We start from the raw sequence: 25429 nt of genomic DNA on the forward strand, positions 1-25429 counted from the left end.
GATTTATTGGTGACCCCGGCAGGATTCGAACCTGCGACCATCGGCTTAGAAGGCCGGTGCTCTATCCACTGAGCTACGGGGCCGGCGTGACCGAAAAATCATGCTAACCGACACATGCCCCGATCACGAACGCGAAGCGTCAATGGGTCCAGGGCTGGTTTCGGTCGTATCGGAAATTGTCCGCATAAGCCACTTTGGACCGTTTTGCGAGGTGGGGCTCCTCGACCCGGAACGGAATATCGTTGCGCTCCGCGTATTCGATCGCCAGCTCTTTCGTAGCGAAGGAAAGCTGGAGCTGGGAAGTCATGTCGCCCGACGACGTATAGCCCATCAGCGGCTCGATGCGCTTGGGCTCTTCCGGCTCGTAGACGAGCACCCAGTCGCGGGTCTTGGCCTTGCCGGACTGCATGGCGGTTCGGGACGGACGGTAGATTCTCGCAACCATCATGGCCTCGTCGGGAGCGCGGGATTCGCGTCGAAATACGGACGGATTGTGATGGTCGGAGCGGCAGGATTCGAACCTGCGACCCTCTGGTCCCAAACCAGATGCGCTACCAGGCTGCGCTACGCTCCGGATGCCATGATCCGCCTGTGGACGGGGGTTTGCAGGGCTTGCCCGCCGAAGTCAAGGCCAACGCGTGACCGGCCTCGCTGCGGGCGCCGCCTGCCGCAACCGGCATCCGTAAAAATCCTCATGTTCAGCGGGGTCCGGCGCCCTCCCGCGCGTGAAATCATCCGATCAAGACGCCGCGAGACCGCAGCCCGGTCACGATGCCGGTATGATCTCGTGCTTGAGCCGGTCCCCGACTCGCGCGCCGTAGCGCGCCGCCGCCCCACCGTTCAATTCCAACACGTACTTGACCGGACCGCCGGAAGGAATCAGATCGAGCGACAGAGGCTGCGCGTTCGTCTTGATATGGGTGACCGTGCCAGCCTCGTCGAGGAACAGCATATCCAGGGGAATGAGCGTGTTCTTCATCCACATGGTCACCGGCCGAACCGGATCGAAGGAGAACAGCATGCCTTGCCCCGCCGGCATGGACTCGCGATTCATCAGGCCGATTTCGCGGTCCTTCGGCGTCAGCGCAAGCTCGACATCAATCTGGTGCTCACCCGATCCGGTGATCAGCGTCGCTGACGACAGGTCGTCGCCCGCCATGGCAAAATAGGCCGCGGCCAGGAAAGCGAAGACCGCGAATCCAGCCACGATGATTGGCTTGCGAAAAATCATGGCCGAGAACCCGCGGTCAGTGGGATGATGGCTGGACAGGTCCGGTCCCGGGATGGATTTCGGCGGCCATCAGACCCTTCGCACCGTCGCCGAACCGCACCAGCACCTCCTGTCCTGGGCGCAGCTCCATCATACCGTATCGCCGCAGGGTTTCCATGTGGATGAAAATGTCCTCCGTCCCCTCGCCCTGGGTCAGGAACCCATAGCCCTTGGTGCGATTGAACCATTTCACCACCGCACGGACAAGATCGCTGCTCGGCACCACGGTGACGTGGGTGCGCGACGGCGGCAATTGCGAAGGGTGGACTGCCGTCGATTGATCCATGGAAAGGATACGGAACGCCTGAAGGCCGCGCTCGCCTTTTTGCACCTCGCAGACGAGACGTGCTCCTTCGATGGCGGTCGTATAGCCGTCGCGGCGCAGACAGGTCACATGCAACAGGATGTCGGCGCCCTGATTGTCGGGAACGATGAATCCGAACCCCTTGGCGACGTCGAACCATTTGATATGGCCGGACACGACCGTAAGTTGGACGTCGCCGCCGCCCAATGATTCACCCTCGCTATGCACGTCTGCAGAGGTTCTCTCCGACATTCGGGGGTCCCGCCTCTTACGCCAACCGAATCGGCACAGTTGAGCATAGCATTAACCCTCCGGTTTCGAGCAAGGGCAACTAAGGCATTTGTGCAAAAATGCGTCTTCTTGCACACAGGTTTCGGCGATCCAGGTGGTTTTGCAAGTTCTGGTGAAAGTGACGTCTCCTCCAGTCTTTGCGCGGCCCTACCCGATCGACACCAGCGTCCGCCGAGCGGCATGGCGCCGGGCTCGCGCCACGAGTTGCCGATCTGGAAACGAGATTTGCCGCCACGATCGCTTTGTCGGCGTCGGGGGGTTGGCCGTTGGGAACCGCGCCCTAACGTCTCTCCTACCTCATCAATGGAGACATCCCCATGCGCTATCTGCACACGATGGTCCGCGTCAGCGACGTCGACCGGTCGCTCGATTTCTACTGCAACAAGCTGGGGCTGGTGGAAACCCGTCGCGTCGAGAACGAAAAGGGACGGTTCACGCTGATATTCCTCGCGGCTCCCGACGACCTTCCCGGCGCCAAGGAGACCAAGGCTCCCCTGATGGAGTTGACCTATAATTGGGACCCGGAAACCTACGACGGCGGGCGCAATTTCGGCCATCTCGCCTTCGAGGTCGACGACATTTACGCGACCTGCCAGGATCTGATGGACAAGGGTGTGACGATCAACCGGCCGCCACGCGACGGCTACATGGCGTTCATCAAATCCCCCGACAATATTTCGTTCGAACTTCTGCAGAAAGGCGAAGCCAAGGCAGCGGCCGAGCCGTGGGCCTCGATGCAGAACACCGGCAGCTGGTAACATGACCCGGACCTGACGGCGGCGGCCAGGGTTTGCCGACGATCATGGTGCTGCCGTATTCTGGCCATATGCGCCGAAATAGGTTTTACTGTGCAGGCTTCGATGCTGACCGTCCTGATGCAGGCAGTCGGCGGGGGACATCACGACGAAGCTTGCGACGTCTGCCGCGTCGGCGGTGGCTCGAAAAGGCGGACCAACGGCCCGCCATTGAGAGGGTGGATAATTTTGACGACGAATATCCGGACCGTGCGCCGCTGGCCGCTGCGGCGGCATATTCTGGCTGCGGCGGTGCTCTCGACCCTTCCGCTGATGGGCGCATGCGTTTCGGCGCTTGACGATACGACGGCGTTTGGCTTTGCCGGCGCGGCGCCATCCGAAGACATCCTGGCTGCCGATCAGCAGTCCGCCACAGACCCTGTCGTCGCCGACGGCGAGGTTCCGGCGAGCGCCGCGGCAGACCCATCAACGGTCGCGGCAGACCCATCAACGGCTAGCGAGGAACCGCGGACCGCAAGCCTGGCAGAAGCCCCTCCCCGCGCTTCGGCCAGCATGCTCGAAGCTGGCGACAAAGCGGTTGCCGCTTACGCGGGCGGCAGCGTCAGCGAAGGCGACAGGACGACCTCAGCCCAGGGCGGCCGCGAGGCCGACCGCTCGCTTTTCGCCTCGCTTTTTGCTCGCTCCGCCGCGCGGACACCCATCGTCAACGCCGAAAAAGGCAAGAGCCGCCGGGTCGTTCTGCAGCGCGAGGGCGCCCCGCGCTCGGGCGGAAACGATGCGCTGCCCGGGGTCGATCCGTCCTCGCTGTTCGAGATCGGCCAGCGCGCTTCGGCGGATGACGAGGAGATCCTCGAAGAGGCCAGCGGCAGCTATCAGGTCGCCTCGCTTACCGGCCTCGCCCGGCTTGCGCCCAATGGGCTTCTCGTTCGGCGCGAGAGCGTGCAGACGAACTGCTTTCCCGCAAAATTGGTCGGAACCCTGCGGGCGGTCGAGCGTCGCTTCGGCAAGAAGATCGTCGTCACCTCCGGCTACCGTAGCCCAAAACATAACCGTCGCGTTAACGGCGCCCGCCGCTCGCAGCATATGGGCTGCAAGGCGGCTGACATCATCGTGCCGGATGTCGATCGGTTCGCTGTCGCGGCGTATGTGCGGTCGCTGCCGGGCCGTGGCGGCGTGGGAACCTACTGCCACACCGCGGCGATCCACGTCGATGTCGGACCCAAGCGTGACTGGAATTGGCGCTGCAGGCGCAAGTGAGGCAAGACCTGTCATCCTTGCCCGGACGCTTCGGCCTCGTTCAACCTGTTGGCGGAGCCAGATGACTTCCCTGGAAGAGCGAAAAACCCCGTTCCGACGTCTTGCGATCCCAAACGAACACCCGTATACACCCCGTCGCCGCGCCCATCGTCTAGCGGTCTAGGACGCCGCCCTTTCACGGCGGAAACACGGGTTCGATTCCCGTTGGGCGTACCAGCACCCCTCTATCGAGCGCTGGTTTTCTGGAAAAACAATCACTTACCACCCGCTAATGTGGCTTGCTTGTCAGGCTGCTGCATAACATCATGTGCAACATGGCGGTTGAAGTGGCGATCTCGAATCATCTCACCAGACGCAATGGCGTCTGGCAGTATGTCCGGCGCGTGCCCGAGGATTTGCGGGACGTCTTTCCTTTCACGCGGGTTCAAAAGTCCCTGCGAACCGAAGTCGAACGGCGCGCTCGGGAGGTTGCCCTCGACCTCGACCGGCTGTGGGATGGGCGCTTTGCCGAAGCGCGCGAGCGCAAAGGTCTCGTCAGCAATACTGGCGAACTGCCCTCGATCCGCACGGAGGAATGGGCATGGCCGGATTGGGAGGCGCTCGCGGGCTGGTTCGAGGCGAGCCTTGCCGAGGAGGGCTGGCAGGCCCGTCTCCTGACCATGACCGGCCCGGTGCTGTCGAAGGACGCCGATTTCTCCCGCATCCCCTGGCGCGATGATGTCGCTGCACGCGAGCACATCGACCGCGCGAAGCTGCTGCGGTCGATGTCGGTTTCGGAGTATGGCGAGACGCGCGCCTCTTTCGTGCGGAGCTACCTCCGGCGGCTTGGCGTGGCCCTGACGCGATCCGATCCGAACTTTCTTCGCTTCATGGCTGCATGCCATGCGGCGGAGCTTTCTTATCTTGACCTGTTCAGGTTGCGGGAGTCTCGACAGGGCGGCATCGGCAATACGCATCCCGATGCGATCGAAGGACCTTGGCGGCAGCGGCGAGCGTCGTATCCGCATGAGGCAGCACCCTTTCAGGGTGGCGCTTCTACCGACGCTTAGAGCGGGGTGGTTCTGTCGACAACGGCGCCGGCATCCGCGGCGGGATGGGCCGGCAAGACGCTTACGCACTGCATCGACAAGTGGGTGAGCAACCGGCGATCGGCGAAGCAGGCCGTTCGGGACCATCACCTCAGCGACATGCGCAAGACCGTCGCGGCATTCGAGGCCCATACCGGCCTTCGCGACATCGGCCTGATCACCCGCAGGCATGTTCTTTCCTTCCGCGATCAATTGAATTCGCGGCCGGACTACAAGACGGCGACCGTGAACAAGAAGGTCAGCTACATCACCAGCCTCTTATCGACGGCACTGAATGCCGGTTGGATCGATCGCGAGATCGGCAGCAAGGTCTTTTTGCGGGTCCCTGGCGACGAAGGCACGCGTGAGGCGTTCACCGACCAGCAGCTTACGGCGATCTTCTCGCACCGGATTTTCACGAGCGGTTACCGCTCTTCGTCCGTGAAGGCGTGCGGGGAGCTGCAGTTCTGGCTGCCGCTGATCGCCTGCATGCACGGCATGATCTCCTCGGAAATCCTGCAACTCGGGCCGGACACCATCCTGCCGCACGACGAATATCCAGATGTCCTGTGCTTTTCGGTGACCAACGCCGGCGGCCGAACCACCAAGACGCTGGCCCGGCGCCGCTGGGTTCCCATCCGCCACGAGCTGCTGGATCTTGGTCTTCGCGATCTGGTGGAGCGGGCGCGCGCTGAGGATCGGCCGTGGCTCTGGCGGGAGATGGACAAGGACGGCAAGACGCTGGCGCGTGTCTCGAACTACGCGTCCACCTTCTTCGGCAATATTCTGAGGAAGGACCTGACGATCACGGAGCCGGGCCTGAGCCTTTATTCGTTCCGACACGGCTTCCAGGACCGGATCGGACGAGCCGGCTACGGCGAGGAGGTCAAGAAGGCGTTGATGGGGCATGCCGACACGGGCATGACGGGCCGCTACGGGACCAAAAAGGCCCCCAAGCCGGTTGACATCATCAAGCTGAACGAAGCCATCCAGACACTGTCCTGGCCGTTTCTGAAGGACATTCGTGCAGCCGCTATCGCTACCGGGGTCGACTCGCAGGCGCCGCGGAGGAGCAAGCCCTCAATAGCGCGCGAACGAGCGGTGCCGACGCACGAAACCATGCAGGCCGCAGGTGCACAGGTGTGAAAGGAGCAAATTGAAGCACTTCGAAGCGTCTCGAAGCAAATTTGAAGGGTCCTGCCGGTCCGCATCAGATGACCGCGCCAAAAGCCGGAAATCGGCCGTTGTAAGCCGTCGAGCAGCTTCAGTGCGTCGGGTGTGAAGCTCAAAATGTGTGGCATAAGATGAGGCACGTCTGTGGCATACCTGCAGCATGTGAGGCAAAGGTGAGGCATCGCCGTCACAGCGGAGCCTCCAGCGGTTAACGCCGACGGATTTGAAAGACAGGGTTGACGACTGCGAATCACATCGATCGCTGTGGAAAAGCGCAAGCGCGATGCGCGTCACAGTGATTGGGCATCAACGGCATGACTCGCCTCGCTGCCGGCTACCCGGCGGGACAAGCCAACCATCAGTGACAGGGACTATTCTATGGCGCTGAAAAGCGCTTGTCCGGCCAGGAGCGATGCGGCAAGCGGTGCGACGCCGTCCGGCAAGCCCGTCGGCCCACCGCAAGCTGGGCGCTCGCCGCGCCTTGCTTCGTCGCCGGGCCTCGGCCATGCATCGGCGTCAAGGTGCAGGGAAGCGCCGGTCCAATGGGTTCCTATCACCGCAGGTCGGTATCAATGGCGATTAGGCCATGCCTCCAACCCCTCTCAAACGGTCTCTTCGCCCGAGATCAGGCTTAGCCGCATTTTCCGGTGTAGGTGACGATTGGCCAACGGTTCTGTCGCACGGTTTGTTGGCGAATCCACCCCGACACATCCGAAATGCGCGCCTTGCACCAGTTGCCATCGGAGGCGGTCGTGCATTCGTCGATGACGACGCAGGTGTTCGGCGGGATGGTCGCCACCACCGATGCGTCCGGACGCGCCTCCGAACGGGCGTTGAGGCGTACCAGAACCTCCGCCATCGGCTTGACGTCCTCGCTCGCGGCTGTCGGCCTGGCGAGATCCTCCGGCGTCGCGCAGGTCGCAGTATAGCCATAGAACACACAGCCGGTCGCCTGAGAGGCGTCCACCGGCGCCGGGGCGGCGGCCGCTTCCTCGGTAATACGCTCGAAGACCACCGTGGAGCCCGACGCCGTCTGTCCACTCATCCGGTTCTGGTTGCCGCCAAGCCTAGCGATTACGGCCCGCTCCGGGCCGAGGAGGCCGAGCTGGTTGTCGACGATCGCCCACCCTTGGAGCGAGGCCATCGGCCCGGCGCAGTTCGAGGATTCCAACGCGTACTGTTCATTGTTTCGAGCGCCGGACAACACAATCCTGCAGGCGCCGTCGCCCGAAAAGGCTGGGTCCAGCGTCTGCCAAGTTCCGCTGAAGGCGGCTACGAATGCAGTTTCGCTCTGCGCCAGGGCCGACCCGCTCCATCCGACGAAGCCAGAGAGTGCTACGCACAAGACAATTGCCGCTCGGCGCATCCTGTAATCCTTTAAATTGCCATTAGTCCGCCGGAGATCACCCTCCGCGCCCCGATGTTCCATGATTCTCATTGGCCGACCGACAAGGTGCTCGAGGAGAGTTCTCTGTCGTTGGATTTCAGCGTCAGTTCCACCGACAGCTTGTCGCCCGGCGTCAGCGAGATGCCGACCGTCGCGACGTCGGCGCTCTCGCCGGCCTTCAGTGAGAACGAGCCGCCCTGGCTGGTCGACATGCGTCCGGAGGCGCCGCTTTTCTCGATAGACATCAGGGCGTCGACTTCGACGTCGCTCAGCGCGGCAGCGCGACCTGTGAGTTTCACGCCTGTTTCACTCGTCGTGACCACGATCGAGCCGAGCGCGGCGGCCTTGGCGATCCCCTGCGCCATTGCGGCATTGGTCATGGTGAGTCCCAGCAGGAGCGAGATAAAGCCAGCAATCGCTGCCCAACGCTTCTTCTTCGGAGAGGTCATGGTGGTCCGGGTGTTGTCTGGTTGATGGTGACGGCGCCGCGTGTCGTCACGCCGGCGGAGTTCGTCTGTGTCACCGTCACCGGGCCGAGAGCGTTGGTGATCACCTGCAAATCCGTGAGCGACTGAAGGTTGCTACCGTTCTGGCTGTAGATGACGGATGAGCCAGGGTTTGAAAGGGTGAGGTCAAGGCTGGCATTGCTGCCGCTTCCGTTCTGCACGATGGCGCCACTCGTTTGAAGGCCGGTCGCTAGGCTCGCACTATTGTCGTCACCATTCTGGATAACGGCTCCATTGATCGCTCCGGTCTCCGTCGTCCCGCCGAGCAGAGGGCGCGTGAACGGTAGCGACAAGGGTGAAGGTTGGTTGCCGTCGACCTGGAGCTCGGCGAAGTTGCCGGTTCCGTTCTGCGCCACGACGCCGACACCCCCATTGCTCGAGGTCACATTCGCCTCGTTGACGCCGGCGCCATTGTTGCGCTGGTCGAGAAACACGCCGCCGCCGTCGTTCCGGATGGTAATCGTCGCGCGATTGTTGCCGCCCGACTGGACCGCCGTATCGGTCAGCGAAATCGGCACCCCGGCATCCAAGTTCGGCAGTTCGCCGGAGCCGTCGACCTTCAGACCTCCGACACGGCTATTGGACGCCAACGACTGGTCGACGAAGAGCGAATTGCCGTCGCCGGATTGCTCGATCGTCAGCGTGTTCTGCTGGGCCGAGGCTTGCGCTGCCAAGAGAGCAAACGTCAAGCCCGTCGTCGTCGAGAGAAGAAAGGCTTTGAACATGTCGATCGCTTTCCACAGAACCATCCCGTCGTTGGACGAGAATCGCGTTGCTAATACGAACGTTGCGTGATGCTCACACTATTCGCATTTCCCGCCTGTGAAAAGACCGCCGTATTGTTATTGCCGAACTGTTGAACTGCGGCCTGATTGCCGGCCCCCCGGATCGACGCGGTGACGGCGTTGCCGTCGCCGTTCTGGGCCAGCGCGAAAAGATTGGAGCGGCCGGTCACGGCGACAGTCATGTCGTTGCCGTCGCCGAGTTGGGCCATGCCGAAGATGTTGGAGCTGCCGGTGATGGAGACATCCATGGCGTTGCCCTCGCCGTGCTGGGTAAGCCGGCCGGGCAACAGGCCGGTGGCGAGTGGCGCCCCACTGAAGGCGCCGCCGGATGGTCCGCCATTGCCGTCGCCTTCGATTTTCAGGTTGATCGCGTTGGTCAGCGATCCGCCCGCGCTCGCCGTCTGCAGCACCTCAAGGCGATTGCCGTCGCCGTCAATCTGGTAGGATACGGCGTTTCTGGCGTCCGAGCCGTCCGAAATGACCAGCAGATTGTCGGCCGTCGCAGGCGATGCGGCGAGAAGGGCTGCGGCGAAAAGGGCGTGGCGTGCGAGGGACATGCGATGTCTCCGGAACCGTTGCGGTTTCCGGACGATCGCAGAAGCACCTTAAATCCTCGTTTCGAAATCGGTCGAATTGCTGTCTTAATCTGCGAGCCGGATCCGAACCCCGAACATCGCCTGAAGACTATTGTCGGACCAGCAACCGGTTGCCGTCGCCGGTCTGGCTGAACCCGGCGATGTTGCCGTTGCCATCCTGAACGACCACCGACCGGTTGGCGCTGCCGGCGACGACCGCCGTCACCAGATTGCGGGCGCCCGACTGCGACGCCGCAAAGGCGTTGCGGTTGCCGGAGACGATGAAGTCGACCTCGTTGAACGCGCCCTCCTGCCGGATCTTTCCGGGAGCCAGTCCGGCGACGGCGCTCGCGGCGGCGAGGACGCCGTCGCCGAAGCCGCCCGAGCGGCGTGTGTTGTTGTCGTCGCCGTCGATCTCAAGCCGGACGCGGTTGTCGGAGCCTTGCTGGCGGAGGGATGCCGCATTGCGCCGACCGTCAAACCGTGCGGCGAGCGCGTTGCGCTCGCCCGACTGCTCGAACACCAACGCGTTGTCTTCGCCCTCCTGGCGCGCGACCGCCTCGTTGGCGGCTCCCTCGACGACGCCGGTGATGGCGTTGCCGGCGCCATCCTGCAAGAAGCCGAAGAGGTTGCCGTCGCTGTTGGCGCCGGTGACGTAGGAGATCATGTTGCCGTCGCCGAACTGCGAGATCGACGCCTGCAGGACGCCAAGGTCGCCCGGCACCAGCGCGAGCCGCCCGGCCCCGTTCCGCCCGTCGCCGCCATTGCCGTCGCCGGCGAGCGTCAGGGTGATCAGATTGCCGGTGCTGGCGACACCGATCTTGCCCTGGACGACGTTCTCGATGAAATTCTCCGTGCCGGCCTGCGTCAGATCGGCCCGGTTGCGGTTGCCAGCCTGATCGACGGCACGCACGATGTTGCGGTCGCCCAGCGACTGCCCGATGGTGACGACGTTGGACGTGCCGTTCTGCCGCGACGTCTCGATCCGGTTGCCGCCCCCCAACTGCGTGGTCGTCAGGCTGTTGCCGGAGCCCTCCTGAAAAGCGGTGACGAGAACGTTGCCAGCACGAGAACCATCGCCCCGCTGGGAGATCGACACCGAGTTGGTCACGCCGGCGAAAGCCGTGGTGGAATCGTTGATCTGGATCACCTGGCCGATCGCCTGGGTGGCGTCGTCGGGCCCAGCAGCAACAGCCTGACGCAGCGTGAGGCTGTTGGAGAAAAACGGCGAGGCGCGACCCAAGGCGCGACTCGCCACTTGTCGGACCGCCTCCAGCACATTGCGGGCGGCCCCCGTGAAGCTCGAAATCTGCTCGATACTGATCCGGTTGCGGTTGCCGCTCTGGCCGGTGCCAGTCATCACCAGGCCAAGGCTGGGGCGGGCCCCGTCACGGTTGTTGGTGGCGACCTTGTTGCCAAAGCCGGTCTGGTCGATGGCGATGACATTGCCGAGCCCGTCCTGGGTCAAGCGCAGCGTATCGGCATCGCCGCCGACGACATTGCCGTTGCCGTTTTGATCGATGCGAATCCGGTTTGTGTCGCCGGTCTGGCCGACGAAGACCTCGTTGTCTCCGGCGGATTGCGCGGAGGCCGAAGCCGATGCGGCGATGCCGGCCAGCAACGCGGCGGTCGTGCGGATTAGGAGGCGGCCCATCGCGACGATGCCCTTCTAAATGAAAGGTGGCGGCCGTTCGCATGCCGTCGAACGTGCCGCCGCTCTTTATCGGTGCACCGGGCCTCGCGGCCCGGCGCTTCTCAAGCCTTTTGCCTACTGGCTAATGCCGAGGCTGTTGCCGCTGCCGGACTGGGTGAAGGCGGCGACGTTGTTGTTCCCGATCTGCGCCACGACGGCCTGGTTCATGCTGCCGCTGATAGACCCGTCGATAGCGTTGCCGTCACCGCGCTGGTACGTTGCGAAGGCGCTCCGGTTGCCGGTGACCGTCAGCGACAGTTCGTTTCCGGCCCCCTCCTGGAAGAGGTCGCCCTGCGAGAACGAGGACACGCCCGTCAGCCCAGTGTTGCCGGAGTCGGCCCGCGCGTCGTCACGTGCGCTGCCGGCCGCCGTCCCGTTGAAGCTGTTGCCCGTGACGGCGAAGTTGTTGTTCAGGCTTCCGGTGATGGTGACGCCGGCCGTGTTGGTACCGTCCTGCTGCACGTTGAGGATGTTGTCGTCACCCCGGACGATCTCGACGGTGGCCGTGTTGGCATCTGTCTGGTCGATATCGACGACGTTACCATCCGCGTTGTTGGAGATCGTGACGCTCGCGTCGTTGGCGCCAGCTCCACCGTCCTGAAGGACGTTCACCATGTTGTCGTCGGAGTTGTTGATGTCGATCATCGCCAAGTCACCGATGCCCGACTGCGTGACGTCCGTCACGTTGCGGTTGCCGCGAACGTCGATGTTAATGTCGTTGGTCGTGCCGGTCTGGGTCGTCGTCGCGGCGTTGTCACGGCCCCGCTGGGACAGCAGCGTCAGCGTGTTATCAATGCCGGTCTGGCTCACATCGGCGTCGTTGCCTCCGCCGATCTGCGTCAGCTCGGTGATTCGGTTGCCCGTCGTGTTGTTAGCGTTGCTCTGGAACGTGGTGGCGGTGTTGTCACCACCTCCGGTGTTCACCTGATTGAGGAGGCGGATGCCGGTACCCTCTGTACCATTCCCACCACCGTCTTGCGTGATGTTCGCGATGTTGGTGCTGCCGGAGCCGCGATTGTCCTGCCGGGCTTCGTAGACGCTAGAATATCCCCGCTGATCCACAGTGAGCTGGTTGCCGTTGCCGGTTTGCGTCAGGCCGGAGCCATCGCTACGCGGACCGCTGACCGTATTGCCGATCTTGTTGCGGGTGGATGTCTGATCGATCTCAATCATGTTGGCAGACGCACTGCCGCCACCCACGAAAGTCTGCTTGACATTCGAGACGACATTGATTCCGCCGCTCTGGTCGATGTCGGCCGTATTGCGGGTGGCGGAACCGCTCGACCGGCCGCGCTGCTGCACCTCGAATATAGTGCCGGTGCCGGTGCTGCCCTGCGTGATGGTCAGTTCGTTACCATTGTTGATCTGGTCGATCCCGCGCCCGGCCTGATCGCCAGCGACGCCGGCACGCTGGTCGGTGCCCGTCTGCTCGATGTCGATGCTGTTGAAGCTGCCGTTCTGCGTGACGGCGCCGGGCGGGTTCGTCGGAGCGCCCGCCTCCGAGCTGGTCGCGCCGCTCTGGTCGATGACAAGATCGTTGTTGTTTCCGGACTGCGCCGTATAGGCCTCGTTGCTCTGCGCATACGCCACGCCCGACATAAACGTCAGCGCGGTCGCGGCCATTAGGACTTTCTTAACGGATGCCATTGTAAATTCTCCCTGTTGATCGCTTGCCTCTGTGGTTGCTGCCTCGGGCAAGATCGCGATTGCATAGTCGCTTCTCATCCCCGGAGGGGAAGAAGCCCGTTGACCCGCTTTACGGGCGCAATTTTCCGCGCCCGGCACAGCCCGTGCCGGACCCGCTTTTCGAGGCGGTGCCCCACCGCGCAACCCTGGCAGCCCGGACTTAACGGCCGGCACTGGCGGGCATAACGTTCCTGTCGATACGGACGCCGCATCCGGTCGCCCGTGTTCGGACAGTTTCTCGGAAGTGGTTGAGATTCCCCCACCCACGCACGCTCCGGTTTCGTCACCGTGGTCAACGAACCGTTAACGAGACGTGCGAACTATACCTCAGTCTTACACAGCGTCAATCGCCCCGACGCTTATTGTCTTACCTAACGCATTGATAATTAATGCTCGGATTTGTCTCAAATTGACACGATCAGGGGTTCGGCCTCTGCGCCGCGCCTCCGCTCTTGGGGCGTGCGGCCAAAGACGCTACTCTCGCGAGGGATGGACGTCGGTTTTTGAAAGGAAGGACGGGCGACGCGCACGTCGCGTCCACAGGGGCGGGGCAGACACGTGCAGGCGGAGAGGCGGCGGACGCAGCCGCACAAGCGCGGCGCGACGAGATTGCGTCGGGCCGCGGGCGCTCCTAGCGGAACAGCATGCCGATCAGGGTGCGTGGCGCGTCCTCCGCGCCACTGTCGTTCGAGCCGACCGCGGGCTCGTCGGGCGCCGGCGCCGGGGGCAGATCGCGCGGCGCCTCTTGGGCCGGCTGACCACGAACCTGCCCTGGTGCCGGTTTCGCGTCGCTCCCATTAGCGTTCACACCCGGAACTCTTCGGACGATCGGCTGTGCGGGCGGCGGCGTGACCACGCGAGGCGTCACCGGTGCGGCTGAGCTTTTGGGTTGCACCACGCGGCGCTGCGTCACCCGCACCGGCCGCGCCGGCACCGTATCGACAACATCGCCGGCATTCGCGGTTTGTGGTCGCGACGGAGAGACCGCGCCGGCGGTCAGCCTGAAACCGTATTTTTCGTCACGGTAGGCGGCGATATAGGCCTGGCCCGCTGCCCGGTCGGCGAAGGACCAGACACCCAGCTCGGCGCCCTCGACGATCATCGCCTCGACCGCCTTTTCCACCGCCGATTGCACGGCGATCTGCTTGGGCTCGTTGTAGGTGGTGCCGGCCTCGGCCTGCAACAGTTCATCGAGCTTCACATAACGGAACGCGCCGCCCTGCAGCGAATAGGACGCCACGGCCTTACGCGTCGTCACGCTGGTCAGCACCTCGCCGGTCTTGGTCGAGACCGCGCGTAGGGTGACCGTCACGACGTCTTGGATGTATTTGGCATCGCCGCCGATGCCGAGGAAATTGGCACCGGCGCCCCCGGTCACGGTGTTGGTATCGTAACCGATGATGCCGCCCTGGACGATGATGCCGGCATGCAGCAGCGGTGGCAGGACGTTCGCGTTGATCTTCTCCTCGCCGCGATACAGACGGCGCATCTCAGTGATGATCTGGCGCTCCTTGAGGAGATCGTCGAGCTCCTTGCGCTCGAGGACCATAAACCAGCGTCGCTCGCCGGCGTCCTGCAGCGCCTTGATCAGGATCGCGGCACCGCCCTGGGTGACCGCCCTCGACAGCGTCTGGACGTTTTCGCGCTCCTTGAACTGACCGGTCAGGTCTTCAAGATCATAAACGGCGACCGCAGTCTTCTTGGCGGGGGGCGGCAGGCGGCGCAACGCGTCGTTGGGGTAGCTGACGGGGGCCACGACAGGCAACGTGTCGATGTAGGACTCCGTCGTCACGCAACCCGCGAGCGGCGCGATGCACAGCGTCAGAGCGAATCTCCGCGCGAGGCGGGCGCGCCCCGGATACTCTGAAATCATCAAATCCCCCTCGAAAACTGATCTGCCCCCGTAGATCAGTTCGAACTTGTCACAAGCTGTGGAACGACGATCTCCGTCGTGGTTCCGTCGATCGCATCGAAAATCGTCAGTCGGATGGAGTCCAGCGAGCGCGAGAATGTTACGGTGGTGCTGCCGAACTGTACTGTTCCCTGATCCTGCGGGTTGTCGCCGAAGATCGCGTCGGTCACCTGTCCGGCAAGAGCGGACAGCAAACGGCCCTGGAGCTGTCGCACGAAGAGGTCGGCGTCGTCGTTGCGCGCGGTCCCCGGATCCGTCAGTCCGCCACCCCCGGTGAGATCATCATCGGCGTCGCTGGCGGTCGCCTCCCGCTGGGCGTTCGCCACTGCGAAGAGATGCGAGGAGTTCAACGGGCTGCCGCCGAAGGATGGATTGATCGGCGTGTAGACAAGATCCCCGGCGAAGGCCGGCGACACGGAGACCATGGCAAGCGAAAGCAACAGGCAGGTCGAGAAGCGCACCATCGGAATCTCCTTCTAATTGCACCTTACCAACCGGAAATCGCTCTAATATGCAAGGCATTGGGTCAGTGAACGAGTTCGCGGCCCGATTTCTGTTGCCTGATAGGCACAGGAATCGAGCCGAACGAGTCACTATCGGGCTGGAATGGACGGGCCTGTGCGAGCGGTCTGCTCTGGATCGATAAGCGATGTGCTTGCCGGGTGCACTGGCGCGGCGGGAGCTTCGCTCGAATGTCTCTATTTGGAAGGGCAATTGCGTCGATAGGTTCTTTCCTGAAAGGAAGAAGTTTCGGCTTTCCGAATCGCCCTACCTTGGCTCCGGACGCCCCACTTCGCGAAACAGAAGCTTTGCAGGGCCGTATGCGCGGCCGGCACCCCCCGATCGATTCTGCGTCGAATGGAGCAGAAACCTGCGGCAGCCGGAATTGCCTTTTCACGACCTTGCATGTGCATAACATCGTGTATAACAATGCGCGACAGGAGCGGGGTAAGTTACTGTTTTTTAAGCTGCATTTATATCCAGCGCGGCGTCCCGTTGGGCGTACCATTTTTCTTCATCGCGAACCACTGCCGGGAGCTGGACGGATCAGCTGAGGCCCGCCCCGGTTTGAACTGCAACGGCGGTAGCGGCTATCGGGCGGCTTGTCTGTCGCCCCGCACGCCGGAGTGCATCGCAACGATGCGGTCGGCATCGCGACCGTAAACCTCCTCATAGTGGTCAAACGTGCTTTCGAACCATCCGATGCCCTGCGTCGCCGACCGGAGCGCCTGCCCCAGTTCTTCGAGGGCGCCCGCGGGAACACGTGCACGGAGCAGGTCCCAGCCGCGCGCGTCCGGATTCGGTTCGAAGCCCAGTACGCGGCCCTTCAGCGACGAGATCATCGCGACGAGCGCACCGGTATACAGAGACGGCGCGTGGATCGCCGCTTCGTGGATCGGCTGCAGCAGCATCGGTGCCCCCTCCGCCAGCGCCTCCACGACCGCCGCCCGGCCTGCCGCCCGAAAGGCGAAGTCCGAGCTGTCGACAGCGTGGTATTGTCCATCGGTCAGAGTCACTCCGATGTCGACCACCGAAAACCCGAGCGGCCCCGACACCAAAGCGTCCCGCGCTCCGGCTTCGACCGACGGGATATAGTTTCGCGGCACGGCGCCGCCCTTCACGGTCTCGTCAAAGCTGAAGCCGCTACCTCGTGGGTTTGGCCGTACGGTCAATTTCACGTCGGCGAATTGCCCCGCCCCGCCGGTCTGTTTGCGGTGACGATGGTGGATGCCGGCCGGTCGGCTGATCGTTTCGCGCCAGACACCGTCGGGCGCGTGGTCCGAAGCCTTCACGCCAAATTCCTCCGCCAGCATGCCGAGAACGCGACGAAGGTGCATCGGTCCCTGGAGATGCACGACAAGCGCACCCGTCGCCCCCTCCTGGCTGACCGTCAGGCCCGGATCATCCTCGGCGATGCGGGCAAGGGCCAGGGAAAGCTTGGCCTGGTCGCGATCGTTCTCTGGCGCCAGGCGGCGGACGAACATCGGCTTGGGCGAACGGGCCCAGGCGGGCGGATCGTCGCTCCGGTCGGCAAAGAGCAGCCGGCTGACGGCAAGGTGATCCGACTTGAGCGCCAGGGCGATGCCGCCGGTCGGCAGCGGCGACGCCGGCTTGCCCGTGCCCGCCTCCACGAGCGCGCCCAGATTTCCGCCGGCGAGCGAGGACCCGACGCTTACTCCTTCGACGAGCGCCCGAAGAATTTTCTCCTTGCCGAGATGCTTCCGGTATTGAGCATGAAACGTGACGGCCATCGGCCCCGCCTCGCCCACTCCCGATCCGCCGGCCAGCCGCTGACGCAGTCCATCGACGGCCGGGGCCTCATGGCGCAGTAGCTTCATCAGCCGGACGACGCCGGCACCATGCAGGGCGGAGCCTATCAGCGCCGGGTTCGCCCGGTTCTCGGTAAGCGCTCGGCAGCAGACCGCATAGAGAGCGCCTGTCGCCGGTTCGCGGTCCTCCACGATCTCCTCGAGCAACCAATCGTCGAACTCTGATAGGTTTTCCAGCAGCTCCGCCCGCGCCTCATGCTCACGCGCCACGACGCTCTTGGGAACCTCGACCAGGGCGGATGGTCCTCCCTCCTGATAGCGCCAGGCGCGCTCGGAGACGAGATCGACCGCGCCGACGACCTGCTCGTCGTCGCGAATCGGGATCTGGCGAAGCACGATCGGATGGCCGCAATAGTCCTGCAGCCTGGCAACGACGTCGCGGAGTCGGGCCCGGGCATCATCGATACGGTTGACGAAGACGAGACAGGGCGTGCCCGATGCCTCCACTGCCCGGAAGAACGGCGCCGTGAGCACGGCGGTCTCGGGATCGGGCGAAACGACGATCACCGCCGCATCGCTGGCCAGCAAGGCCGCGCGCGCTTGCGGCAGTGTCTCGATATCCCCCGGGCAGTCGATGGCGCACCACGGCTCGTCCATAAAGGCGAAGGAAACGATGCCGAGACCGTCACGAGTCTCGAAGCGCTCGCCCACAGCTTGGAAACCGGCGAGCCGATTGACGAGTGTGGTTTTCCCGGCACCTGCCGGACCGAGAACCGTGAAGCAGCGCATGATCGGCTCCTTTACGCGTCGCACTCGCGGCGTTTCGGGTGCCCCGCGCATTGGGGCAATCGCGACGAGTTGTTGGCAGAATGTAGCAAAACGGAGCCGCCGTCGATCTCATCTGCGAAACAGCCACCCAGGGACGCTTCTTTCCCAAACTTCGCATCGATGAGACATTGCCGCCGGCCGAGCCGAGGGAACCTCGGCACCGAACCAGGGAGCAACCCGTGGAAACAACCGACCCCTTCGATCTCGGGCGCTTCGTAAGGGCTCAGGCACCGGTCTTCGACCAAGCCGTTCACGAACTGGAAGCCGGGCAAAAGCGCAGCCACTGGATGTGGTTCGTTTTCCCGCAGCTGCGCGGCCTGGGGCGTTCCGCCCTGGCCCATCTCTACGGCATCGGCTCGCTCGACGAGGCGCGAGCCTATCTGGTCCATCCAGTCCTCGGATCGCGGCTGGTTCTTTGCACGCGGACGGTGCTTGCGGTGCGGGACCGCCCCCTCCGAGCCATCTTCGGCTCGCCGGACGACATGAAATTCTGCTCCTCCATGACCCTGTTCACGCAGGCGGCAGAATCGGAGGAAAATCCGTTCGCTCAGGCGATCGAACGCCAGTGCGACGGCCGGATGGATGTCAGGACGCTGACGCGGTTGGCGGCGGCCGCGGAAACATAGCGCGGTATGGAAACACGACGCGGCTTCGGACATGCCGCGAACAAATGTCCAGTGTCACGCTCGGCCGGCATCAAGCCAGCGCTTTTGCCTTGCGAAAGGAGATCAGCCTGCGGCTGTTTTCGTCCCACAGAACGAGCGGCACGCTGCGAAGGCTGTCCCTCAGAGTGATCCGGCCGACATCCCCCAACTCCGGGTGATCCCTCAGGATTTCCGGAAGCCGGTAATAGGGTACGCGGCTGGCGAGATGATGCACATGATGGATGCCGATATTGCCGGTGAACCACCGCAGCACGCCCGGCAAATCATAATGCGACGATCCGTGCAGGGCAGCCTCCTGGAACTCCCAGTCGGAACCCTGCGACCAGTGCGTCTCCTCGAATTGATGCTGCACGTAGAACAGCCACACGCCGATCGAGGCCGCCAATATGACGATCGGCAGATGGACGAAGAAAAACGGTCCGACACCGCCGAGCCAGATCAAGCCCGTCGCCAATAAGACGACGCTCAGATTCGTCGCCATCGTCGAGATCCAAGGCTCTGCGCCCGCGCGCATCATCCCGACCGGTAGGCGTTGCTCGAACAAGAAGAGCCAGATCGGGCCGATGCCGAACATCACGATCGGGTGGCGGTAAAGCCGATAACGCAGCCGGCCCCAACCCGACAGAGCCTTATATTCCGCGACCGTCAGCGTCATGATGTCACCAACGCCGCGTTCGTCGAGATTGCCGGTCGAGGCGTGGTGCTTGGCGTGCATGCGTCGCCAATAGTCGTAGGGCGTCAGGGTCAGGACGCCCAGCGCACGGCCGGTCCAATTGTCGAAATGGCGGTTCGCGAAGAACGATCCGTGGCCGCAATCGTGCTGGATGATGAACAGCCGGAGCAGGAAACCAGCCGCCGGGATGATCAGGATCAGTCCCCACCAGATCCCGTAGGATACGGCGGCCCACGCCAGCGCCCACAGCGCGGCAAACGGAATCAGCGTGATCGCAAGCTCGATCGCACTACGGGTTCTTCGCGGCTTGCGATAGTTGGACAGGACTTTCGGCCAGACGGGCGCGCGAGCACCCGTCGTGGACGCGGGGTTATTGGTTTTCATCGACGGCTAGGTTCCCGGTTCTCGGCGCGCATAGACGACGGCGCACCGGAGATGGTGCTCTAAATGATGGAGTAAAATCTCGACCATGATTCATGGCCTATATATGCTGTAGCATTGAAAAATTCTCTTTGCAGTCGTTTTCGGCGCGCCGGCCCCGCCACGTCGTCGATCGTGTAGGATCGTGCCGAGCCGCTGCCGCCCTTGGCAGTCAATGGTTTCAGTCGCCTTCGGCGCTCGCGTGTTTGCGGGCGCTCCCGGTAATTTGCTCGAAACGATCACAATTGTTGATCCTATCGAGGCGCATTGTGGCCATCGATGAGCACCGCGAGGCGCTCCGCCGTCCATACCCCCTTCGCCATAGCCCCCGATCAGTCGAACACGTCGGCGAGGTCAATCAGGCGAAAGCGCACATCCTCGCGACCACGGAAGCGATCGAGCGACAAGGTACCGGCCGCATGGATCGGCCGATCCCGTGCCGCCAGAAGCCGCTGTCCCACGTCGGTTTCAGCAGCCTTGAAGGCGATCGCCTGGACGTTGGCCCCATCCGCGCCACGCAGTGTCGCCCGGACATGGCCCTTGCCGACGATCGAGGATGACGCGATTCGGTGCCGGGCGAGCGCGAAAATCGGCGCTGCATGTCCCGATCCATATGGCCCGGCCCGTTCGATGGTGGCGTAGAGATCCGGGGTCAATCCCGCGGCGCTGACGGCGCCGTCGATCTTGAGGAAATCGCGCTCGCGCAGCGCCGCGACCGCCCCTGCCGCGCCGGCTTCGAGGAAAGCGCGGAAATCGCCGAGTCGATCCTTGCCGATAGTCACGCCGGCAGCCATGGCGTGACCGCCACCCTTTTCCAGCAAGCCGGCGGAGACCGCCTCGCGCACCAGCCGGCCCAGATCGAAACCGCCGATCGAGCGACCGGACCCGGTTCCCCGCCCGGGACGGTCGAAGGCGATGGCGAAGGCCGGCCGGCGATAACGTTCCTTGAGCCGCGCCGCCAGCAACCCGACGATCCCTGGGTGCCAGTCGTTCGAGCCGGCGACCAGCACAGCCGGTCCCTCCCCGCCCCCGATTTCAGCCATGACCTCGGCTTCGGCCTGTTCGAGCATGACCTGCTCCATCGCCTGCCGCTCTTCGTTCAGCACGCTCAGATGGGCAGCGAGATCGTCCGCCTCGCCGGCATCGTCGAGGCAAAGCAGGCGGCTGCCGAGCGACGCATCGCCAATCCGCCCACCGGCATTGATCCGGGGACCAAGAAGAAAGCCGAGATGGTGGCATTCGACCGGCCCCGAGAGGCGAGCGGCCCGCGCCAGCGCGGCGAGACCGGGATTGCGCTGGCCGTGCATGACCCGCAGTCCCTGCACGACGAAAGCACGGTTGAGGCCGACCAGCGGCACGACGTCGCAGACGGTGGCGAGCGCCACGAGGTCGAGCAGGCCGAAGACGTCCGGCAGACTCGCCTGCGAGCGCCTGCGATGGCGCAGTTCCCGTGAAACGGCAACCAGCGTCATGAAAACCACGCCAGCGGCGGCGAGATGACCGAGCCCGGACAAATCGTCCTGACGGTTCGGGTTGACGAGCACGGCGTCGGGAAGTTCGGGGCCGGTCTGGTGGTGATCGAGGACGACCACGTCGACGCCAGCTTGCCGGGCAGCTTCGATCGCCTCGAAACTGCCGGTGCCACAATCGACGGTGACGATCAGCGTCGCACCGGCTGCCGCCAGTTCCCGCATCGCGGCTGGGTTCGGTCCGTAGCCCTCGGTAATGCGATCGGGAATGCGGATCGCCGCGTCGATCCCGAAATGGCTCAGATACCGCCACAACAGCGCCGAGGACGCCGCGCCGTCGACGTCGTAATCACCGAAGACTGCAACCGTCTCCTTTCGCTCCACGGCATCGGCGAGGCGCGATGCGGCGGCCTCCATGTCGGTCATCGTCGAGGGATCGGGCATGAGGTCGCGGATGCGCGGATCGAGAAAGGCCGTGGCGTCGGCCTCGGCCACTCCGCGTGCGGCAAGGGCGCGGCAGACGATATCTGGCAGCGCCAGCGTCTGGGCCATCTTCAGCGCCGAAGCCTCGGCGCGCTCGTCGAGGGCATTCAACCAACGGCGACCACCGATCGAGCGGTCCACGGCAAGAAAGGTGCGGGCGGGTGTGGCCATGGAGCTTGTTCTGGCGAAGCGGGGCCGGACGTGCAACCCGCCTGCGGCGCTGTTGGCTTAGAGGCCGAACTTCGATCGGCCGTGATGCTCGGCCCGCACCTCGCGAATGGTACGCGAGTGCGACCGCATCACGAGCGTGTGCGTGGTGATGCGGTCGCTGTAGAAGCGAACGCCGTCAAGAAGGTTGCCGTCGGTCACCCCGGTCGCCGCGAAGATAACGTCGCCGGCGGCCATCTCCTCGGCGCTGTAGACCCGGTACGGATCGGCGATGCCCATTTTCTCGGCCCGCGCGCGCTTCTCGTTGGTGTTGAGCTGCAGCCGCCCCTGCATCTGGCCCCCAGTGCAACGCAAGGCCGCCGCCGCCAGCACGCCCTCCGGCGCGCCGCCGATGCCCATATAGATGTCGATGCCGGTCTCCTCCGGATCCGTCGTATGGATCACGCCGGCCACGTCGCCGTCGCCGATCAACCGGATCGCGGCGCCCACCTCGCGCACCGCTTCAATCAACGCCGCATGCCGCGGCCGGTCGAGAATGCAGGCGGTAATTTCCGAGACCGCCACACCCTTGGCCTTCGCCAAGGCTCGCAGGTTTTCCTCCGGCGAGTTGGACAGGTCGACGATTCCATCGGCGTAACCCGGGCCGACGGCGATCTTCTCCATATAGACGTCGGGCGCGTTCAGGAGGCTGCCGCGAACTGCCATCGCGATCACCGCGAGCGAGTTCGGCAGGTTTTTGGCACACACCGTCGTGCCCTCGAGCGGATCGAGGGCGATGTCGACCTTCGGCCCGTTCCTGGTGCCGACCTCCTCGCCGATGAACAGCATCGGCGCCTCGTCGCGTTCGCCTTCCCCGATAACGATGAGCCCGTCGATGGCAAGCCCGTTCAGCTCGCTGCGCATGGCGTCGACCGCCGCCTGATCCGCAGCCTTTTCGTCGCCGCGTCCGCGCAGATTCGCCGCGGCGACGGCCGCCATTTCAGTCACGCGGGCGATTTCCAGAGTGAGAACCCGGTCCAGCCTTTCGCCGCCGCTGCTGCTGTCGGTCATGTCCGCTCCCTTCATGGCCAACCCCACCCGATTCGATCCCGCATTGGATTACAAGCGAGATATGCCGCGCGACTGTAAAAACGCAATGTCAGTCGCCGACCGATGGCCATGGCAGAGTTTCGGCAGGCGGCCGACGATCAGTCCAAAGCCTCGATCCGAATCATCTTCGGTTCATCCTTGAGATGCCCATCCCTGGAGACAAGCTCCAGCGCCTTGCGCACGGCCGCTTCCGTGGTTTCGTGAGTGACAAGAATGACCGGCGCTGTCGTCGCGTCGGCGGAGTGCTCGCGCCGCCGCTGGACGATCGATTCCAGCGAGATTTCGTTTTCGGCCATGCGCCGGGCGATCGAGGCGAAGGCGCCGACACGGTCATAGACCGACAGCCGAATGTAATAGCCACCCTCGTGAGCGCGCATCCGCGCCCGCTTGTAAGGGACAAGCTTTGCCGGCGGCAGCCCGAGGGTCGGCGGCAGAACGCCGCCGGCGACATCCATGATGTCGGAGAGCACCGCCGAGGCCGTCGCGTCGCCGCCGGCGCCAGGGCCGGCGAGCAGGATCGAACCAAGGAGGTCGCTGTCGACAGCGACGGCATTGGTCACGCCGTCCACCTGCGCCAGCGCCGAATGCGCCGGGATCATCGTCGGATGCACCCGCTGCTCGATCCCCGTCTCGGTCAGTTGCGCCACCGCCAGAAGCTTGATGCGATAGCCAAGTTCCGCCGCCGCTTCGATGTCGTCATTGGTGACCGACGAAATACCCTCGATGAAGACGCTGTCGAGATCGATCTCGCAACCGAAGGCGAGCGAGGTGAGGATCGCCAGCTTGTGGGCGGCGTCGAATCCGCCGATGTCGAAGGTCGGGTCGGCCTCCGCGTAGCCGAGCCGCTGGGCGTCCTTCAGGCAATCGTCGAACGCGATGCCCTCGTTCTCCATACGGGTCAGCATATAGTTGCAGGTTCCGTTGAGAATGCCGTAGACGCGGCTGACGTCGTTGCCCGACAGCGCCTCGCGCATCGTCTTGATGATCGGGATCCCGCCAGCGACGGCTGCCTCAAACAAGATCTCGGTCTCGTTTTTCGCCGCCAGCGTGGCGAGCGCCACGCCATGATGGGCGAGCAAGGCCTTGTTGGCGGTGACCACCGGCAAGCCTCGCCCGAGCGCCGCCTTCACCGCGTCCAGGGCGGGGCCCGTCTCGCCGCCGATCAACTCGACGAAAACGTCGATGTCGCCGTTTTTCGCCAGCGCGACAGGATCATCGAACCAGGCGAGTTGCGATGTGTCGAAACCGCGATCCTTGGATCGCTCGCGCGCCGAAACGCCGGCCAGCTTGATCGGCCGGCCGACCCGGTTGGCCAAGGTTTCCGACTTGGTCTCGATGAGCCGCGCGAGGCTCGCGCCGACCGTTCCTAGCCCGGCAAGGCCGAGCCGCAATGGGCTTTTCATGAGCACCTTGTGACTGTTCGCGTCGTTCCGGCGCCAGCCGTCAGGACTTGGCGTCGAGGGAGACGACCTTCTGCCCGGCTTCGTCGCCGCTGGCAAGGAAGCGGCGTATGTTGCGCGCCGCCTGACGGATGCGGTGCTCGTTTTCCACCAATGCGATCCGCACATGCTCGTCGCCGTGCTCGCCGAAGCCGATGCCGGGCGCGACCGCGACATCGGCCTTTTCGATCAAAAGCTTGGAGAATTCGAGCGAGCCGAGGTCGCGATAGGCCGCCGGTAAAGGCGCCCAGGCAAACATGGTCGAAGACGGCGCGGGAACCGGCCAGCCGGCCCTGGTAAACGATTCGACGAGCACATCGCGGCGCCGGTGATAGATCTCGCGCACCTCCCGGGTGGCTTCCTCGCCTGCGTTCAATGCCGCGGTCGCGGCCACCTGGATCGGAGTAAAGGCGCCGTAGTCGAGATAGGATTTGACCCGGGCCAGTGCAGCCAGCAAGCGCTCGTTGCCAACGGCAAAGCCCATGCGCCATCCCGGCATCGAAAAGGTCTTCGACATCGAGGTGAATTCGACCGCGACGTCGATGGCCCCTTCAACCTGGAGAACGGACGGCGGCGGCGGGCCATCGAAATAGATTTCCGCATAGGCGAGATCGGACAGGACGATGATCTCGTGCTTGCGGGCGAAGGCGACGACCTCGCGGTAGAAGTCGAGATTCGCCTGGAAGGCGGTCGGATTGGCCGGATAATTGAGGATGATCGCGATCGGCTTTGGGATCGAATGACGGACCGCGCGGTCGATGGCGACCATGAAGTCCACGTCGGGCTTGGCTGGAATCGCTCGAATCGTCCCGCCGGACATGATGAAGCCGAAGGCGTGGATCGGATAGGTCGGATTGGGACACAAGACCACGTCGCCCGGCGCGGTGATGGCCTGCGCCATGTTGGCGAAGCCTTCCTTCGAGCCGAGCGTGGCGACCACCTGGGTGTTCGGGTCGAGGGTTACACCGAAACGGCGGGCGTAGTAATTCGCCTGCGCTTTGCGCAGACCGACGATCCCCTTGGACGCCGAATAGCGATGCGTGCGCGGATCGCGAATGACCTCGCACAGCTTGTCGACGATAAATTTCGGCGTCGCCAGGTCGGGATTGCCCATGCCGAGATCGACGATGTCGGCGCCCTTGGCGCGCGCCGCCGCCTTGAGCCGGTTGACCTCCTCGAACACGTAGGGCGGCAATCGGCGAACTTTGTGAAATTCTTCCATGATTCTCGTTCCGCGGCGTGGCGCTGGTTGCGGGAAGGGCGC

Annotated in this window: 22 protein-coding genes and 3 tRNA genes; 6 read left to right on the forward strand and 19 right to left on the reverse strand. The window is 63.9% G+C overall.

All coding sequences use genetic code 11. The annotated features are described in order from the left end of the window. Positions 1 to 7: 7 nt before the first annotated feature. The 5 genes from ING15_RS08595 to ING15_RS08615 all read right to left on the reverse strand — a co-directional run bounded on the left by ING15_RS08595 (position 8) and on the right by ING15_RS08615 (position 1826). Positions 8 to 83: transfer RNA gene (locus tag ING15_RS08595), tRNA-Arg, on the reverse strand. A gap of 56 nt (positions 84 to 139) precedes the next feature. Further along, positions 140 to 448: an ETC complex I subunit gene (locus ING15_RS08600; protein ID WP_206454394.1), complete on the reverse strand. Its 309-nt coding sequence runs from the start codon at positions 446 to 448 to the stop codon at positions 140 to 142. Positions 449 to 497: 49 nt separating this feature from the next. Then, positions 498 to 574: transfer RNA gene (locus tag ING15_RS08605), tRNA-Pro, on the reverse strand. Between the two features lie 192 nt (positions 575 to 766). Beyond that, entirely contained in the window at positions 767 to 1231 is a 465-nt protein-coding gene (locus ING15_RS08610; protein ID WP_206454395.1) for a DUF192 domain-containing protein, read from the reverse strand. Between the two features lie 16 nt (positions 1232 to 1247). Further along, on the reverse strand, positions 1248 to 1826 hold the full coding sequence (locus ING15_RS08615; RefSeq protein WP_206454396.1) for a cold-shock protein: 579 nt from the start codon (positions 1824 to 1826) through the stop codon (positions 1248 to 1250). Positions 1827 to 2182: 356 nt separating this feature from the next. Between ING15_RS08615 and ING15_RS08620 the strand changes: the two genes are divergently transcribed. From ING15_RS08620 to ING15_RS08640, 5 genes are all read left to right on the forward strand, one after another. Further along, positions 2183 to 2623 carry a VOC family protein gene (locus ING15_RS08620; RefSeq protein WP_206454397.1) on the forward strand — a complete coding sequence of 147 codons (441 nt, stop codon included), beginning with the start codon at positions 2183 to 2185 and terminating at the stop codon, positions 2621 to 2623. A 225-nt stretch (positions 2624 to 2848) separates the two neighbouring features. Continuing rightward, entirely contained in the window at positions 2849 to 3877 is a 1029-nt protein-coding gene (locus ING15_RS08625) for a D-Ala-D-Ala carboxypeptidase family metallohydrolase (RefSeq protein WP_232845656.1), read from the forward strand. A 140-nt stretch (positions 3878 to 4017) separates the two neighbouring features. Beyond that, positions 4018 to 4093: transfer RNA gene (locus ING15_RS08630), tRNA-Glu, on the forward strand. Positions 4094 to 4203: 110 nt separating this feature from the next. Continuing rightward, positions 4204 to 4926, forward strand: a complete 723-nt coding sequence (locus ING15_RS08635) for a DUF6538 domain-containing protein (protein WP_206454398.1) — start codon at positions 4204 to 4206, stop codon at positions 4924 to 4926. 84 nt (positions 4927 to 5010) lie between these two features. Continuing rightward, on the forward strand, positions 5011 to 6090 hold the full coding sequence (locus ING15_RS08640; protein WP_206454399.1) for a site-specific integrase: 1080 nt from the start codon (positions 5011 to 5013) through the stop codon (positions 6088 to 6090). 658 nt (positions 6091 to 6748) lie between these two features. Here the strand turns inward: ING15_RS08640 and ING15_RS08645 are convergent. From ING15_RS08645 to ING15_RS08685, 9 genes are all read right to left on the reverse strand, one after another. Beyond that, a complete protein-coding gene (locus ING15_RS08645) occupies positions 6749 to 7288 on the reverse strand; it encodes an SH3 domain-containing protein (protein WP_206454400.1) in 540 nt (179 codons plus the stop codon). A gap of 263 nt (positions 7289 to 7551) precedes the next feature. Beyond that, positions 7552 to 7953, reverse strand: a complete 402-nt coding sequence (gene csgH / locus ING15_RS08650) for a curli-like amyloid fiber formation chaperone CsgH (protein WP_206454401.1) — start codon at positions 7951 to 7953, stop codon at positions 7552 to 7554. Beyond that, complete coding sequence (locus tag ING15_RS08655; RefSeq protein WP_206454402.1) at positions 7950 to 8735, reverse strand: hypothetical protein; 786 nt, start codon at positions 8733 to 8735, stop codon at positions 7950 to 7952. Before ING15_RS08655 ends, csgH begins: the two co-directional genes overlap by 4 nt. 50 nt (positions 8736 to 8785) lie before the next feature. After that, the gene (locus ING15_RS08660; protein WP_206454403.1) at positions 8786 to 9352 is read right to left on the reverse strand and encodes a hypothetical protein; all 567 of its coding nucleotides are present in this window, start codon (positions 9350 to 9352) and stop codon (positions 8786 to 8788) included. A gap of 127 nt (positions 9353 to 9479) precedes the next feature. Continuing rightward, on the reverse strand, positions 9480 to 11024 hold the full coding sequence (locus ING15_RS08665; RefSeq protein WP_206454404.1) for a hypothetical protein: 1545 nt from the start codon (positions 11022 to 11024) through the stop codon (positions 9480 to 9482). A gap of 114 nt (positions 11025 to 11138) precedes the next feature. Beyond that, a complete protein-coding gene (locus ING15_RS08670) occupies positions 11139 to 12710 on the reverse strand; it encodes a beta strand repeat-containing protein (protein ID WP_206454405.1) in 1572 nt (523 codons plus the stop codon). Between the two features lie 670 nt (positions 12711 to 13380). Beyond that, positions 13381 to 14622, reverse strand: coding sequence for a CsgG/HfaB family protein (locus ING15_RS08675; RefSeq protein WP_232845671.1), 1242 nt, complete (start codon positions 14620 to 14622; stop codon positions 13381 to 13383). A 35-nt stretch (positions 14623 to 14657) separates the two neighbouring features. Beyond that, positions 14658 to 15125 (reverse strand): curli assembly protein CsgF, encoded by a 468-nt coding sequence (locus ING15_RS08680; RefSeq protein WP_206454407.1) that lies wholly within the window; start codon positions 15123 to 15125, stop codon positions 14658 to 14660. A 627-nt stretch (positions 15126 to 15752) separates the two neighbouring features. Next, positions 15753 to 17720 (reverse strand): elongation factor G, encoded by a 1968-nt coding sequence (locus tag ING15_RS08685; RefSeq protein ID WP_206454408.1) that lies wholly within the window; start codon positions 17718 to 17720, stop codon positions 15753 to 15755. 218 nt (positions 17721 to 17938) lie between these two features. On the opposite strand from ING15_RS08685, the gene ING15_RS08690 reads away from it, so the two are divergent. Continuing rightward, the gene (locus tag ING15_RS08690; RefSeq protein ID WP_206454409.1) at positions 17939 to 18385 is read left to right on the forward strand and encodes a DUF1810 domain-containing protein; all 447 of its coding nucleotides are present in this window, start codon (positions 17939 to 17941) and stop codon (positions 18383 to 18385) included. Positions 18386 to 18455: 70 nt separating this feature from the next. Here ING15_RS08690 and ING15_RS08695 read toward each other — a convergent pair whose 3' ends face one another. From ING15_RS08695 to ING15_RS08715, 5 genes are all read right to left on the reverse strand, one after another. Beyond that, a complete protein-coding gene (locus ING15_RS08695; protein ID WP_206454410.1) occupies positions 18456 to 19481 on the reverse strand; it encodes a fatty acid desaturase in 1026 nt (341 codons plus the stop codon). Positions 19482 to 19849: 368 nt separating this feature from the next. Beyond that, positions 19850 to 21640, reverse strand: coding sequence for a single-stranded-DNA-specific exonuclease RecJ (gene recJ, locus ING15_RS08700; RefSeq protein WP_206454411.1), 1791 nt, complete (start codon positions 21638 to 21640; stop codon positions 19850 to 19852). 57 nt (positions 21641 to 21697) lie between these two features. Next, a complete protein-coding gene (gene glpX, locus ING15_RS08705) occupies positions 21698 to 22687 on the reverse strand; it encodes a class II fructose-bisphosphatase (RefSeq protein ID WP_206454412.1) in 990 nt (329 codons plus the stop codon). A 137-nt stretch (positions 22688 to 22824) separates the two neighbouring features. Then, a complete protein-coding gene (locus tag ING15_RS08710; RefSeq protein ID WP_206454413.1) occupies positions 22825 to 24129 on the reverse strand; it encodes a homoserine dehydrogenase in 1305 nt (434 codons plus the stop codon). A 40-nt stretch (positions 24130 to 24169) separates the two neighbouring features. Then, positions 24170 to 25387 carry an LL-diaminopimelate aminotransferase gene (locus tag ING15_RS08715; protein ID WP_206454414.1) on the reverse strand — a complete coding sequence of 406 codons (1218 nt, stop codon included), beginning with the start codon at positions 25385 to 25387 and terminating at the stop codon, positions 24170 to 24172. Between the last annotated feature and the right edge of the window lie 42 nt (positions 25388 to 25429).

The sequence above is a fragment of the Aurantimonas marina genome (genome assembly GCF_017183135.1).
In the GTDB taxonomy this organism is placed as follows: domain Bacteria; phylum Pseudomonadota; class Alphaproteobacteria; order Rhizobiales; family Rhizobiaceae; genus Aurantimonas; species Aurantimonas marina.